11 protein-coding genes and 1 riboswitch are annotated in these 13007 nt (G+C 74.7%); of the genes, 8 read left to right on the plus strand and 3 right to left on the minus strand.

The genetic code is table 11. The features are described from left to right. Positions 1–34: 34 nt before the first annotated feature. Positions 35–430, plus strand: a complete 396-nt coding sequence (locus AB0M92_RS14360) for a VOC family protein (RefSeq protein ID WP_366102437.1) — start codon at positions 35–37, stop codon at positions 428–430. Positions 431–503: 73 nt separating this feature from the next. On the opposite strand, the gene AB0M92_RS14365 is transcribed toward AB0M92_RS14360, so the two are convergent. Continuing rightward, the gene (locus tag AB0M92_RS14365; RefSeq protein ID WP_366102583.1) at positions 504–1868 is read right to left on the minus strand and encodes a hypothetical protein; all 1365 of its coding nucleotides are present in this window, start codon (positions 1866–1868) and stop codon (positions 504–506) included. Positions 1869–2075: 207 nt separating this feature from the next. After that, on the minus strand, positions 2076–3206 hold the full coding sequence (locus AB0M92_RS14370) for an alpha/beta fold hydrolase (protein WP_366102438.1): 1131 nt from the start codon (positions 3204–3206) through the stop codon (positions 2076–2078). A gap of 355 nt (positions 3207–3561) precedes the next feature. Here AB0M92_RS14370 and AB0M92_RS14375 point away from each other — a divergent pair, with 355 nt between their 5' ends. The 7 genes from AB0M92_RS14375 to AB0M92_RS14405 all read left to right on the plus strand — a co-directional run bounded on the left by AB0M92_RS14375 (position 3562) and on the right by AB0M92_RS14405 (position 12239). Next, the gene (locus AB0M92_RS14375; RefSeq protein ID WP_366102439.1) at positions 3562–4854 is read left to right on the plus strand and encodes an inorganic phosphate transporter; all 1293 of its coding nucleotides are present in this window, start codon (positions 3562–3564) and stop codon (positions 4852–4854) included. A 28-nt stretch (positions 4855–4882) separates the two neighbouring features. Then, positions 4883–5104, plus strand: coding sequence for a hypothetical protein (locus AB0M92_RS14380; protein WP_366102440.1), 222 nt, complete (start codon positions 4883–4885; stop codon positions 5102–5104). Positions 5105–5254: 150 nt separating this feature from the next. Then, positions 5255–5406: riboswitch (cobalamin riboswitch) on the plus strand. 37 nt (positions 5407–5443) lie between these two features. Next, positions 5444–6403 carry a cobalamin biosynthesis protein gene (locus AB0M92_RS14385; RefSeq protein ID WP_366102441.1) on the plus strand — a complete coding sequence of 320 codons (960 nt, stop codon included), beginning with the start codon at positions 5444–5446 and terminating at the stop codon, positions 6401–6403. Next, positions 6400–7920 (plus strand): cobyric acid synthase, encoded by a 1521-nt coding sequence (locus tag AB0M92_RS14390; protein WP_366102442.1) that lies wholly within the window; start codon positions 6400–6402, stop codon positions 7918–7920. The genes AB0M92_RS14385 and AB0M92_RS14390 overlap by 4 nt, the downstream gene beginning before the upstream one ends. A gap of 181 nt (positions 7921–8101) precedes the next feature. Then, a complete protein-coding gene (locus tag AB0M92_RS14395) occupies positions 8102–10243 on the plus strand; it encodes a putative cobaltochelatase (protein WP_366102443.1) in 2142 nt (713 codons plus the stop codon). Continuing rightward, entirely contained in the window at positions 10243–10842 is a 600-nt protein-coding gene (cobO, locus tag AB0M92_RS14400) for a cob(I)yrinic acid a,c-diamide adenosyltransferase (protein ID WP_079425618.1), read from the plus strand. The genes AB0M92_RS14395 and cobO overlap by 1 nt, the downstream gene beginning before the upstream one ends. Then, complete coding sequence (locus tag AB0M92_RS14405; protein ID WP_366102444.1) at positions 10836–12239, plus strand: cobyrinate a,c-diamide synthase; 1404 nt, start codon at positions 10836–10838, stop codon at positions 12237–12239. Before cobO ends, AB0M92_RS14405 begins: the two co-directional genes overlap by 7 nt. A gap of 2 nt (positions 12240–12241) precedes the next feature. Here AB0M92_RS14405 and AB0M92_RS14410 read toward each other — a convergent pair whose 3' ends face one another. Beyond that, positions 12242–12967: a ZIP family metal transporter gene (locus tag AB0M92_RS14410; RefSeq protein WP_366102445.1), complete on the minus strand. Its 726-nt coding sequence runs from the start codon at positions 12965–12967 to the stop codon at positions 12242–12244. Positions 12968–13007 lie beyond the last annotated feature (40 nt).

Consider the following 13007-nt stretch of genomic DNA (forward strand, 5'->3'; position numbering starts at 1 on the left):
ACACAGGTCACCGTCACGAGAGGGAGTGGTCGTCATGACAGGCGTTCCGTCCATCTGTCCCACGCTGCGGTATCGCGACGCGAAGGCGGCGATCAAGCTGCTGACCGAGGCCTTCGGCTTCAGCCAGGTCGCGGTGTACGAGGGCGAGGACGGCTCGGTGATGCACGCGGAGCTGGCGTACGGCAACGGCCTGGTGATGCTCGGCAGCAAGCGCACCGGCACCGTCTTCGACAAGGCCATGGGGGACGGCGGGCCCGTGGGGGTCTACGTGGTGGTCGACGATGTCGACGCGCACCACCGGCGGGCCGCGGAGCACGGCGTGGAGGTCCTGATGGAGCCCACCGACCAGGACTACGGGTCCCGCGACTACATGGCCCGAGACGCCGAGGGCAACATCTGGAGCTTCGGGACGTACGCGCCGCAGGTCTGAGACCCGCGGCGCGTCCCCGTTCCCCGTACGCGTCCCCGCTGCCGCCTGCCCGGCGCCAGGGGCGCCACGGGTGCTACGCGCCGCCGGTATGGACCTGGAAGGCGGCCCGGCGGACCGCCTTGGCCAGGGCCGGGTCCGGGTGCGCGGCCGCCAGGGCGACCAGGACCTGGACGGTGCGCGGGTGGCCGACCGCGCGGACCTCGTCGAGCAGCCGCGGGACGGTGGTCCGGACGGCCGAGTCGAGGTGGCGCGCCAGCAGGTCCGCCTCGCCGTGGTCGGCGATGGCCGCCGCGGTGTCCACCCAGAGCCAGGTCGTCTCCTCTGCGGTGAGCACGTCCTGCGCCTCGTCGGGATCGACCCCGTCGTGCTCGGCGAGCCAGAGCAGGGCGTAGGGCCGCAGGGCGGGATCGCGTACGGCGGCGCGCACCTCGGGTTCGGCCGGGGCCCCGACCACCCGCAGGGCCTCGAAGGCGAGGCCGCGCAGCAGGGCGTCCTCGCCGCGGGCGGCGTGCAGCAGTTCGCTGACGGCGTGGCCGACGGGCCGGGCGGCGAGCCAGGCCTGGTACTCGGCGCGGGCGGGTCCCGGGGTGAGCCGGGCGCAGCCGTGCAGCATCGCGGCGGCGGACTGCTCGATGTTGCCCGCGGGGCTCTGCGCGGCCACGCAGATCTGTTCGAGCTTGACCCAGACGGCCCAGCTGCCGAGCGGGGTGAGGGCGGCCTGCGCCGGTCCGAGGGTGACCGCGTCCACGGCGGCGAGCCCGCCGAGCGCCCAGCGCAGCAGCCGGGCGAGCGGGACGGGCGCCGCGTGGCCGTTCACCTCGGGGGCGGCGTCCGGGTCGGCCCCTGCCCCGTCGGCGGGCGCCGTCTCGCGCGCGGGGGCGTCGTAGGGGATCTCGCAGCGCTCGTCGCGCAGTTCGGTGACCCGCTGCCCGAGCAGGTCCAGCAGGTCCGGGACGGTGACGGGACCGGCGGACAGCTGGAGCAGGGACAGCAGTTGGGGCATCGCCTCGACCACCTCGGCGACGACCGCCGGGGCGATGTCGGCGGGGGCCGGGTGGACGAGCGACCATGCGTCGAACAGGGCCACCCAGCCGCGCAGTACGGCGGTGTCGTCGCGGTCCCAGGCGCGCAGCCGCCAGCCGGGCCGGGCCTGGCCGCCGTGCACCTCGACGAGCCCCGCGAGCCGGGCGCGGTCCCAGCCGACCCGGATCTGCCCGTGCGTCAGGTTCAGTGCACCGGCGGCGCGTTCGACGTCGGCGGCGGGCAGCGCTCCCGCCGGGGCGGGCCTGCCCCCGTCGCCGGCCCCGAGGTTGAGCTCGGCCCAGCGGGCGAGCCGTACCGCGTCGGCCAGCGAGGCCCGGGCCCGGCTCGCGAGTTCGGCCGTGGCCGGGGTGCCGGCCGGGGGCCTCGAAGCGCTACGGGCGCGTCGGTCGGTCACCGCCTTGCGGGCCGCGGCGACGGAACGCGGGGAGACGAGTCGGAGTCTGGAGTCGCGAGCCAACTGCTCATCAGGCTTTCGGGACGTCACGGAAGCAGTCTCGCCCGTCACCGGCCGAAAGCCCAAACGGAACCAGCCATTATCGTCAGCTGGCCGGGGTACATACCGGGATTCTCCGCCCTCCCCGCCCCGTCCGGCACACGGCCTTCACATGAGAGGGGTCAGGAAGCGCCTCAGGGCTTCCTCGTATCCGGCCGGATCCGCGTTCCACATCGCCCCGTGCGGGGCTTCGCGGACGGTCCGCAGCGTGACCAGGTCGGGGCGGGCCGCGGCGAGCCGGCGCGAGGGCTCCCAGGGGGCGAGCGCGTCGTCCGGTCCGTGGAAGATCAGGACGGGTACGCGCAGCGCCGCCGGGTCCGCGCCGGGGGCCAGCCGGTCGGCCCGCAGGCCCGCGCGCCCCTCGGCGGCCCGCACCGCGAACGGAACCAGCGCGGCCGGGGTGCGGCGGGCGGCGACGAGCGCGCGCAGGGTGGTGTGCCAGTCGAGCACCGGCGAGTCCAGCACGAGCCCGCAGATCCGGTCGGCGAGGGCCGAGCGCTCGGCGGCGTGCAGGGCCATGGCGGCCCCGGTGGACCAGCCGTGCAGGACGACCCGGCGGGCTCCGTAGCGCACGGCGTAGCGGATGGCGGCGTCCACGTCCCGCCACTCGGATTCACCGAGGTGGCCGAGACCGTCCGGTGACGCGGGTGCCCCGAGGTCCCCGCGGTAGGCGAGGTCGAGGACGGGCATCCGCTGGCGGTGCAGGAAGGGCATGACCACCATCGGGTGCTCCCGGCCCGCGCCGAGTCCGTGCACGGTGATCACCCAGGTGTCGCGGGCGGCGGGCACGAACCAGGCGGGCAGTCCGCCGAGCTCGCCCGGGACGTCCACGTCGGCGTGTTCGAGCCCGAGGGCGGTCCGCGGGTTCCCCACGTGGACCTGGGGGGTGAGGGTGACCCGGGTGCCGGGGTCGAGGCTGCCGTGGGTGACGGCGAGGAGCCGGCGCACCACGGCGTCCGGGCCGGGATCGAACCCGTCGAGCACGGATCCGACCACCGCGTGCACCCCGGGGGCGCAGAGCCCGTACGTACCGGGGCGCAGGGAAGCCAGCGAGCGGGTCAGCGTGATCCGCCCGGGGCCGGTGGAGTGGACGCCGAGCCGGGGCCCGCCGGGCAGGGGGCGGCCGGGCTCGTGCCGCAGGGCGGCGTCGGCCGCGTACCGGCCGGCGGCGACCGCGACGGCGCCGGCCCCGACGAAAGTGGTCGCGACGGCCGCGGCGGTCGCTGTGGCGGAAGGCACGGCTCCAGTGTCGAGGCGGGAGCGCCGTCGGGCCACTGGAGCGGAATGTTCCGATTGCGGCCGGGCGGGGGCGGGAAGACGGGGGGCGGCGGTCCGGCGGGCCGGGCGGACGGGGAGTGATCTGCGTCTCCCCCGCCTCCTCCCGGGGCGGGCCGCAAGGACCGGGACCCCTCGTGAACCCACTCGGTTACCCGGGGTTGACGTGCATCAATCGGCGTATCAGCGGCAAAATGGGGATGAAGGTCCCGATGACACGACGGGCCAGTACACCGCTCCGCCCGCGTCAGTTCACCTTCCGTTCATCCAGGTTGCCTACGGTCGCCGAGCCACTGACGTCAAACAGAAGCCTGGGTAAATGGAGCACATAACGCTTCTCCTCGGGATCGTGATCATCACCGCTCTCGTGTTCGACTTCACGAACGGTTTCCACGACACAGCCAACGCGATGGCGACCACCATCTCGACCGGCGCCCTCAAGCCCAAGACGGCGGTGGCCATGTCCGCCGTGCTCAACCTCGTCGGCGCGTTCATGTCCGTGGAGGTCGCCAAGACGATCTCCAAGGGCCTGGTCAACGAAGAGGGCATCCAGCCAGAAGTGATCTTCGCCGCCCTCGTCGGCGCGATCCTCTGGAACCTCGTCACCTGGCTGGTCGGTCTCCCCTCCAGCTCCTCGCACGCCCTGATGGGCGGCCTGGTCGGCGCGGCCGTCGCCTCCGCCGGCCTCGGCGCCGTCAACGGCGGCACGCTCGTCACCAAGGTGCTGCTCCCCGCGGTCGCCGCGCCGATCGTGGCCGGTGCGGCCGCGATGCTGGCCGCCAAGGTCACGTACAAGCTGGGCGGGAACGTCGGCAAGAAGACCTCCGCCAAGGGCTACAAGGCCGGTCAGATCGCCTCGGCCGGTCTCGTCTCCCTGGCGCACGGCACCAACGACGCGCAGAAGACGATGGGCATCATCACCCTGGCGCTGGTCGCCGGCGGCGCGCTCGCGCCCGGCTCCAACCCGCCGGTCTGGGTCATCGTCTCCGCCGGCATGGCGATCGCCATGGGCACCTACCTGGGCGGCTGGCGCATCATCCGCACCATGGGCAGCGGCCTGACCGACCTCCAGCCGCAGCAGGGCTTCGCCGCCCAGACCTCGGCCGCGAGCGTCATCCTCGCCTCCTCCAGCCTCGGCTTCTCCCTCTCCACCACCCACGCGTGCTCCGGCGCGGTCATGGGCGCGGGTCTGGGCCGCAAGGGCGGCGTGGTCCGCTGGTCCACCGCCACCCGCATGTTCATCGCCTGGGGCCTGACCCTGCCGGCCGCGGCCGTCGTCGCCTCCGGCGCCGAGCTGGTCATGCGCACCGGTGACGTCGGCGTCGCCGCCGTCGCGCTCTTCCTGATCGCCTCCTGCGTCGCCATCTGGCTCATCTCGCGCCGCCAGGTCGTCGACCACAGCAACGTCAACGACGCACAGGCGGCCGCGGCCGAGGAGCCGGGTGTCGTCACCACGGCCATGGCCGCCGTCACGGTCCCGCCGACGGTGGCCGCCGAGGCCGCCGCCGAGGCCTTCGCCGGTACGACCGCCGCGGTCACGGACGAGGCCCTGAGGGCCACCATCCCGGCGGCCGCCCCGACCGCACCGGCGGCTCCCGCCGCCGCGGTCTGACCCCGAGAACGACAGAGGAATCCGCAGTATGAAGATCGACTGGGCAGCACTCGGCTCCGTCTTCGGGGTCAGCCTCTCCGCCACCGTCGCCCTCGTGGCCCTGTTCACCCTGGGTCTGGTGGGCCTCTCCAAGCACGAGACCGCCACCGAGCAGGGCGGTACCGCCGCCCTCGCCCGCAGCGGTGCGTACGCCTGCTTCGCGCTCGTCACGGCGGCCGTGGGGTACGGGATCTACCTGATCGTCAGCTGACCTGACCCGATGCCCCGGTCCGACCGATCGGGGCACGGCGTGCCAAAGCTCCCTCCGGGTACCCCGGGGGGAGCTTTCGTACACCCGGGACCCGTGCCCGCGATCCGTGCCCGCGGCCTGCCCCGCCGCAGGTCAACGGCGAGTTGACGGGCCTTCGCGGTGCGTGGTGGACTGCCCGAGCCAATACGGCGGCATGGAGAGGAAGTCCGGTGCGAATCCGGCGCGGTCCCGCCACTGTCACCGGGGAGCACGCGGCACGTGCGCCCCGGGAGCCAGGAACTCCCACCGCCGGACACGTCGAACCAGGGCGCGGACCCTGAGTGAGGACATACCTGCACCATGCGTGCCGACCGCGTCTTCGCGTACGGCGCCACGGCGGGCCTGATCGGCGACCGGATCCTCGGTGATCCGCGCCGAGGGCACCCCGTGGCCGCCTTCGGACGAGCCGCCGCCGCCGTCGAACGCGCCCTGTGGCGCGACGACCGCGCACGGGGCGTTCTGCACACCCTCATATGCGCCGGGGGCGCGGCCGCCGTCGGCGCGCTGGGCGCCCGCGCCGCGCGCTCCCGGCCCGCTGCCGCCCGTATCGCCCTGACCGCTGTGGCCACCTGGGCCGTCGTCGGGGGCACCTCACTGGGCCGGGAGGCCCGCGCCATCGGCGGCGCGCTCGCCGCCGGGGACGCCGAGGTGGCCCGGGAGCGGCTGCCGCACCTGTGCGGGCGCGATCCGCAGGCCCTGGACGAGCAGCAGATGGCCCGCGCCGTCGTGGAGTCGGTCGCCGAGAACACCTCCGACGCGGTGGTCGGGGCCCTGGTGTGGGGCGCCGCCGCCGGTGTCCCGGGGCTGCTGGCCTTCCGCGCCGTGAACACCCTCGACGCGATGGTCGGCCACAAGTCCCCGCGCCACCTGCGCTACGGCTGGGCCTCGGCCCGGCTCGACGACCTCGTCGGCTGGCCCGGCGCGCGGCTGACCGCCCTGGCCGCCGCAGTGGCCGGGCCGGACCGCCGGGGAGCCGTACGGGCCTGGCGCACGGACGCCGCCGCACACCCGAGCCCGAACGCCGGACCCGTGGAGGCCTCGTTCGCCGGGGCGCTCGGCGTACGGCTGGGCGGGACCCTCGCGTACGGCGGGCGGGTAGAGCACCGGGCGGTGCTGAACGGCACGGAGGGGCGGCCGGTGGAGGTCGCGGACATCGAGCGCGCCGTGCGGCTGTCGCGTCAGGTGACGTGGCTGGCGCTGGGGGCGTGCGTGGCACTGCGCTGTGCGGTGTCGTACGGCATACGGAAGGGACGCGGATGAGCGGCGCGAAGCTCGGCGGGGGACTTCTCGTCGCCGGCACCACATCGGACGCGGGCAAGAGCGTGGTCACGGCGGGCATCTGCCGCTGGCTGGCCCGGCAGGGCGTGAAGGTGGCGCCGTTCAAGGCGCAGAACATGTCCCTTAACTCGTTCGTGACGCGCGAGGGCGCCGAGATCGGGCGCGCCCAGGCGATGCAGGCGCAGGCGGCCCGCGTGGAGCCGACGGCACTGATGAACCCGGTGCTCCTCAAGCCCGGCAGCGACCGCAGCAGCCAGGTGGTGCTGCTGGGCAAGCCGGTGGGCGAGATGAGCGCGCGCGGCTACCACGGAGGGCGTCAGGAGCAGCTCCTCGGGGTCGTCACGGACTGCCTGGAGCAGCTGCGGGGCACGTATGACGCCGTGATCTGCGAGGGGGCGGGCAGTCCGGCCGAGATCAACCTGCGCCGGACCGACATCGTGAACATGGGCATCGCGCGGGCCGCGCGGTTCCCGGTGGTCGTGGTCGGGGACATCGACCGGGGCGGGGTCTTCGCCTCGTTCTTCGGGACGACGGCGCTGCTGTCCCCGCAGGACCAGTCGCTGATCGCCGGATACATGGTCAACAAGTTCCGCGGCGACGTGTCGCTGCTGGAGCCCGGGATGGAGATGCTGCGCGGCCTGACCGGGCGCGCGACGTACGGGGTGCTCCCGTTCCGGCACGGGCTGGGCATCGACGAGGAGGACGGGCTCCGGGTCTCCCTGCGGGGCGCGGTGCGCGAATCGGTCGTGGCCCCGCCGGTCGGCGAGGACGTGCTGCGGGTCGCGGTGTGCGCGGTCCCGCTGATGTCGAACTTCACGGACGTCGACGCGCTGGCGGCGGAGCCGGGCGTGGTGGTGCGGTTCGTGGACCGGGCCGAGGAACTGGCCGACGCGGACCTGGTGGTGGTGCCGGGCACCCGCGGCACGGTGAAGGCGCTGGAGTGGCTGCGCGAGCGCGGCCTCGCGGACGCGCTGCTGCGACGGGCCGCCGAGGGCAGGCCGGTGCTCGGGATCTGCGGCGGCTTCCAGGTGCTCGGCGAGCACATCGAGGACGAGGTCGAGTCGCGGGCGGGTTCGGTGGACGGGCTGGGCCTGCTGCCGGTGCGGATCCGCTTCGAGCGGGAGAAGACCCTGGAGCGGCCTTCGGGGACCGCGCTCGGCGAGGCGGTCGACGGCTACGAGATCCACCACGGGGTGGCCGAGGTCCTGGGCGGGGAGCCGTTCCTCGACGGCTGCCGGGTGGGTTCCGTGTGGGGCACGCACTGGCACGGGTCGCTGGAGTCGGACGGCTTCCGGAGGGCGTTCCTGCGCGAGGTGGCTTCGGCCGCGGGCCGTCGTTTCGTCCCGTCCCCGGACACGTCGTTCTCCGCCCTGCGGGAGGAGCAGCTGGACCTGCTGGGTGACTTGATCGCCGAGCACGCCGATACGCACGCGCTGCTGAAGCTCATCGAATCGGGCGCCCCCGCGGACCTCCCCTTCCTCCCCCCGGGCGCGCCGTGACGCCCCGGGCCCTGCGGGCGGCCTCCCCCTCCCCGCGGGAAGGGCTCCGCACGGCGGCGGCCCCCGGCAGACCCAGACCCGCACAGCGCACCCGCCCCGCGGGCACCGCCCCGCGCACGCGTACTCGTACTCGTACTCGTACTCGTATCGGCAGTCGTACCCGCACAAGGAGAGGCATCGCATGAGCACGCCCTACCCGTTCACCGCAGTGGTCGGCCAGACCGACCTGCGGCTGGCGCTCCTGCTCAACGCCGTGAGCCCGGCGGTCGGCGGCGTGCTCGTGCGCGGCGAGAAGGGGACCGCCAAGTCCACCGCCGTCCGCGCGCTGTCCGCGCTGCTGCCCCAGGTCGACGTCGTCCCCGGCTGCCGGTTCTCCTGCGCTCCGGCCGCCCCCGACCCCGCCTGCCCCGACGGCCCCCACGAGCCCGGCACCGGCACCGCCCGGCCCGCGCGCATGGTGGAGCTGCCCGTCGGCGCCTCCGAGGACCGCCTCGTCGGCGCCCTCGACATCGAACGGGCCCTCGCCGAAGGGGTGAAGGCCTTCGAGCCCGGCCTGCTCGCCGACGCGCACCGCGGGATCCTCTACGTCGACGAGGTCAACCTCCTCCACGACCACCTCATCGACCTCCTCCTCGACGCCGCCGCCATGGGCGCCTCGTACGTGGAGCGCGAGGGCGTCTCCGTACGCCACGCCGCCCGCTTCCTGCTCGTCGGCACCATGAACCCCGAGGAGGGCGAGCTCCGTCCGCAGCTCCTCGACCGGTTCGGGCTCACCGTCGAGGTGGCGGCCTCCCGCGAGCCCGCCCAGCGCGTCGAGGTGGTGCGCCGGCGGCTCGCGTACGAGGACGACCCGGCCGCCTTCGCCGGCCGCTGGGCCGGTGAGGAGCAGGACGTGCGCGCCCGCGTCGTGGCCGCCCGCGCCCTGCTCCCGGAGGTCCGCCTCGGTGACGCCTCCCTGCTCCGGATCGCCGCGACCTGCGCCGGGTTCGAGGTCGACGGGATGCGCGCCGACATCGTGATGGCCCGTACCGCGACCGCGCTGGCCGCCTGGGCCGGGCGGACCGACGTGCGCAAGGAGGACGTGCGCCAGGCCGCGCTGCTGGCGCTCCCCCACCGGCGGCGCCGCAACCCCTTCGACGCCCCCGGCCTCGACGAGGACAAGCTCGACGAGATCCTGGACGCCTTCCCCGACGAGGAGCCGGAGAACGAGCCCGACCCCGACCCCGACCCGGAGCCCGAGGGTCCGGACGACGGCGGCCCGGAGGACGGCGGTCCGGACGGCGGAGGCGGCGGGATCCCCCCGCAGGGCGGACCCGAGGCGCCGGAGGCTCCCGAGGCCCCCGCCCCGCAGGAGTCCCCCGAGACCACCCCCGAGGCCCCCGATTCCCCGGCCCCCCAGCCCGCCTCCCAGGACGGCGCCGCGCCCGAGCAGGCCGCCGTACGGGCCGCCGAGCCGTTCCGGACCAAGATGCTCAGCGTCCCCGGCCTCGGCGAGGGCGCGTCGGGACGGCGTTCGCGCGCCCGCACCGCGCACGGCCGGACCACCGGCGCCCAGCGCCCCCGCGGCCAGCTGACGAAGCTGCACCTCGCCGCGACCGTCCAGGCGGCCGCCCCGCACCAGAAGGCGCGCGGGCGCACCGGGCGCGGGCTCGTCGTCCGCAAGGACGACCTGCGCCAGGCCACCCGGGAGGGCCGCGAGGGCAACCTGGTCCTGTTCGTGGTCGACGCCTCCGGTTCCATGGCGGCCCGGCAGCGCATGAGCGCCGTCAAGGGCGCGGTGCTCTCGCTGCTGCTGGACGCCTACCAGCGCCGGGACAAGGTCGGTCTGATCACCTTCCGCGGCTCCGCCGCCGAGCTGGCGCTGCCGCCCACCTCCTCGGTGGACGCGGCCGCGACCCGGCTCGAACAGCTGCCGACGGGCGGGCGCACCCCGCTCGCCGCGGGCCTGCTCAAGGCCCACGACGTGCTGCGGATCGAGCGGCTGCGCGATCCCAGCCGCCGTCCGCTGCTCGTGGTCGTCACCGACGGGCGGGCCACGTCGGCGGGTTCGACCGGTTCCGCCGGTGCGGGCGGATCCGCCGGTACCGCCGGCGGGGACCCGCGCGCGCTCGCGGGCCGCAGCGCCCGGCTGCTCCAGGCCGAGGGCGTCGCGTCGGTGGTCGTGGACTGCGAGTCGGGGCCGGTCCGGCTGGGGCTGGCCGGCGTACTGGCCGCCGACCTCGGCGGGCCCGCCGTCACGCTCGACGGGCTGCGGGCCGACTCGCTGGCCGGGCTCGTGAAGAACGTACGTACCGCATCAGACACCCCCAGGAGGGCCGCGTAATGCCGCAGGGACAGCCGACCGTCGTTCCGGACGACGGACTCACGACGCGCCAGCGCCGCAACCGCCCGCTCGTCTTCGTCCACACCGGCCCGGGCAAGGGCAAGTCGACGGCGGCCTTCGGGCTGGCGCTGCGCGCCTGGAACCAGGGCTGGCCGATCGGGGTGTTCCAGTTCGTCAAGTCGGCGAAGTGGAAGGTCGGCGAGGAGAACGCGCTCAAGGTGCTCGGCGCCTCGGGCGAGGGCGGCTCCGTCGTCTGGCACAAGATGGGCGAGGGCTGGTCCTGGGTCCAGCGGGACGCGCAGCTCGACAACGAGCAGGCGGCCAAGGAAGGCTGGGAGCAGGTCAAGCGCGATCTGGCCGCCGAGACGCACAAGCTGTACGTGCTGGACGAGTTCGCGTACCCGATGCACTGGGGCTGGATCGACGTCGACGAGGTCATCGAGGTGCTGCGGAACCGGCCCGGCACCCAGCACGTGGTGATCACGGGGCGCAACGCGCCGGAGAAGCTGCTGGAGTTCGCGGACCTGGTCACGGAGATGACCAAGGTCAAGCACCCGATGGACGCCGGCCAGAAGGGCCAGAAGGGCATCGAGTGGTGACTTCGCTCCACATCCCCCGGCTGGTCATCGCCGCGCCGTCCTCCGGGAGCGGCAAGACCACCGTCGCCACGGGCCTGATGGCGGCCTTCTCGGAGCGCGGCCTCGCCGTGTCCCCGCACAAGGCCGGGCCCGACTACATCGACCCCGGCTACCACGCCCTGGCCACGGGTCGGCCGGGGCGCAACCTGGACGCGTTCATGTGCGGGCCGGATCTGGTCGCCCCGCTGTTCGCGCACGGGGCGGCGGGGTGCGATCTCGCGCTCGTCGAGGGCGTGATGGGCCTGTACGACGGCGCCGCGGGCCGGGGCGAGCTGGCGTCGACGGCGCAGGTGGCGAAGCTGCTGCGGGCGCCGGTGGTGCTGGTGGTCGACGCCTCGTCGCAGTCGCGGTCGGTGGCGGCGCTGGTGCACGGCTTCGCGTCGTTCGATCCGCAGGTGCGGCTGGGGGGCGTGATCCTCAACAAGGTCGGGTCCGACCGGCACGAGGCGATGCTGCGGGAGGCGCTGGAGGAGGCCGGGATGCCGGTGCTCGGCGTCCTGCGGCGGGCCCCGCAGGTGGCCGCGCCTTCTCGGCACCTGGGTCTGGTGCCGGTCGCGGAGCGGCGGGCGGATGCCGTGTCCTCCGTCTCCGCCCTGGCGGACCAGGTACGGGCGGGCTGCGATCTGGAGGCCCTGATGGCCCTGGCGCGGACCGCCCCGGCCCTGGAATGCGAGCCGTGGTCGCCGCAGGGGGCTCTGGTCCCCCGGGGTGGTGCGGCCCCGCAGGCACCGGGCGCCGATGGCACCGGCCCGCGCCCCGTCATCGCCGTCGCGGGCGGTCCCGCCTTCACGTTCTCCTACGCCGAGCACGCCGAACTGCTCACCGCCGCCGGGGCGCAGGTCGTCACCTTCGATCCGCTCCGGGACGAGGTCCTGCCCGACGGGACCACCGGCCTGGTGATCGGGGGCGGATTCCCCGAGGTGTACGCCCCCGAGCTCGCCGCCAACGCGCCGCTCCGCGAGGCCGTCGCGGCCTTCGCGGCGGCCGGCGGGCCCGTCGCCGCCGAGTGCGCGGGGCTGCTGTACCTCGCCCGCACCCTCGACGGCAAGCCCATGTGCGGGGTCCTCGACGCCGACGCTCGCATGTCGGAGCGCCTGACCCTCGGCTACCGCGAGGCCGTCGCGGTGTCGGACAGTGCCCTCGCCGCCGCCGGCACCCGCCTGCGCGGCCACGAGTTCCACCGCACGGTGATCGATCCCGGCGCGGGCTCCGCCCCCGCGTGGGGGTTCACGCACCCCGAACGCCGGGTCGAGGGCTTCGTACAGCAGGGTGTGCACGCCAGTTACCTGCACACGCACTGGGCGGCGGAGCCCTCCGTGGCCCTGCGGTTCGCGCGGTCGGCGGCGCGGGCCGGGTGAGTTCAGTCCGCGAGGCCCACCACCAGCCAGATCCCGGCCACCCCGCCCACCGTGCACATCAGCGTGGACAGGGCGGGGTGCTTGTGGTGCGCCTCCGGCAGGATCTCGGCGGCCGCCAGGTACAGCAGGGCTCCGCCGAAGAATCCGAGATACGCCCCCAGCGGTTCCTCCGGAAGGGTGAACAGCAAAGTGGACACCGCGCCCAGTACGGGGGCCACCGCGTCCGCGAAGAGCATCATCAGGGCCTTGCGGCGGGCGTTCCCGTACAGCCGGGTGAGCGTGTACGTGTTGAACCCGTCGGCGAAGTCGTGCGTGATGACGGCCAGCGACACGGCCACGCCCATCCCGCCCCCGACCTGGAAGGCGGCGCCCAGGGCCACTCCGTCGGCGAAGCTGTGGCCGACCATCGCCGAGGCCGCCGTCAGCCCGACCTCGGGGACCCGGCCCCCGTTCTCGGCGCCGTGCGCGGCCTGGCGCACCGCCAGCAGGCGTTCCACCACGTGCGCGATCAGGAACCCGGCCACGAAGAGCAGCAGGGCGAGCGGGACGCCGAACACCTTGCGGCCGGCCGCGTGCAGCGACTCCGGCAGCAGGTCGAGGCCCACGACGCCGAGCATCATCCCGCCGGCCAGCCCCAGCACGAGGTGGCGGCGGTCGGTGACGCGTTGCGCAGTCCACCCGCCCGCCAGGGTCATCAGGAACGCGCCCAGCGCCACGATCACGGCCATGTGCCCCTGAATACCGACTCCTCGCCCCGTACGCACGTGT

Source organism: Streptomyces sp. NPDC051582, assembly GCF_040681715.1.
GTDB lineage: Bacteria > Actinomycetota > Actinomycetes > Streptomycetales > Streptomycetaceae > Streptomyces.

Coding starts and splice junctions, on each gene's coding strand:
- AB0M92_RS14360 (WP_366102437.1), top strand. CDS start 35: ATGACAGGCGTTCCGTCCATCTGTCCCACGCTGCGGTATCGCGACGCG.
- AB0M92_RS14375 (WP_366102439.1), top strand. CDS start 3,562: ATGGAGCACATAACGCTTCTCCTCGGGATCGTGATCATCACCGCTCTC.
- AB0M92_RS14380 (WP_366102440.1), top strand. CDS start 4,883: ATGAAGATCGACTGGGCAGCACTCGGCTCCGTCTTCGGGGTCAGCCTC.
- AB0M92_RS14385 (WP_366102441.1), top strand. CDS start 5,444: ATGCGTGCCGACCGCGTCTTCGCGTACGGCGCCACGGCGGGCCTGATC.
- AB0M92_RS14390 (WP_366102442.1), top strand. CDS start 6,400: ATGAGCGGCGCGAAGCTCGGCGGGGGACTTCTCGTCGCCGGCACCACA.
- AB0M92_RS14395 (WP_366102443.1), top strand. CDS start 8,102: ATGAGCACGCCCTACCCGTTCACCGCAGTGGTCGGCCAGACCGACCTG.
- cobO (WP_079425618.1), top strand. CDS start 10,243: ATGCCGCAGGGACAGCCGACCGTCGTTCCGGACGACGGACTCACGACG.
- AB0M92_RS14410 (WP_366102445.1), bottom strand. CDS start 12,967: ATGGCCGTGATCGTGGCGCTGGGCGCGTTCCTGATGACCCTGGCGGGC.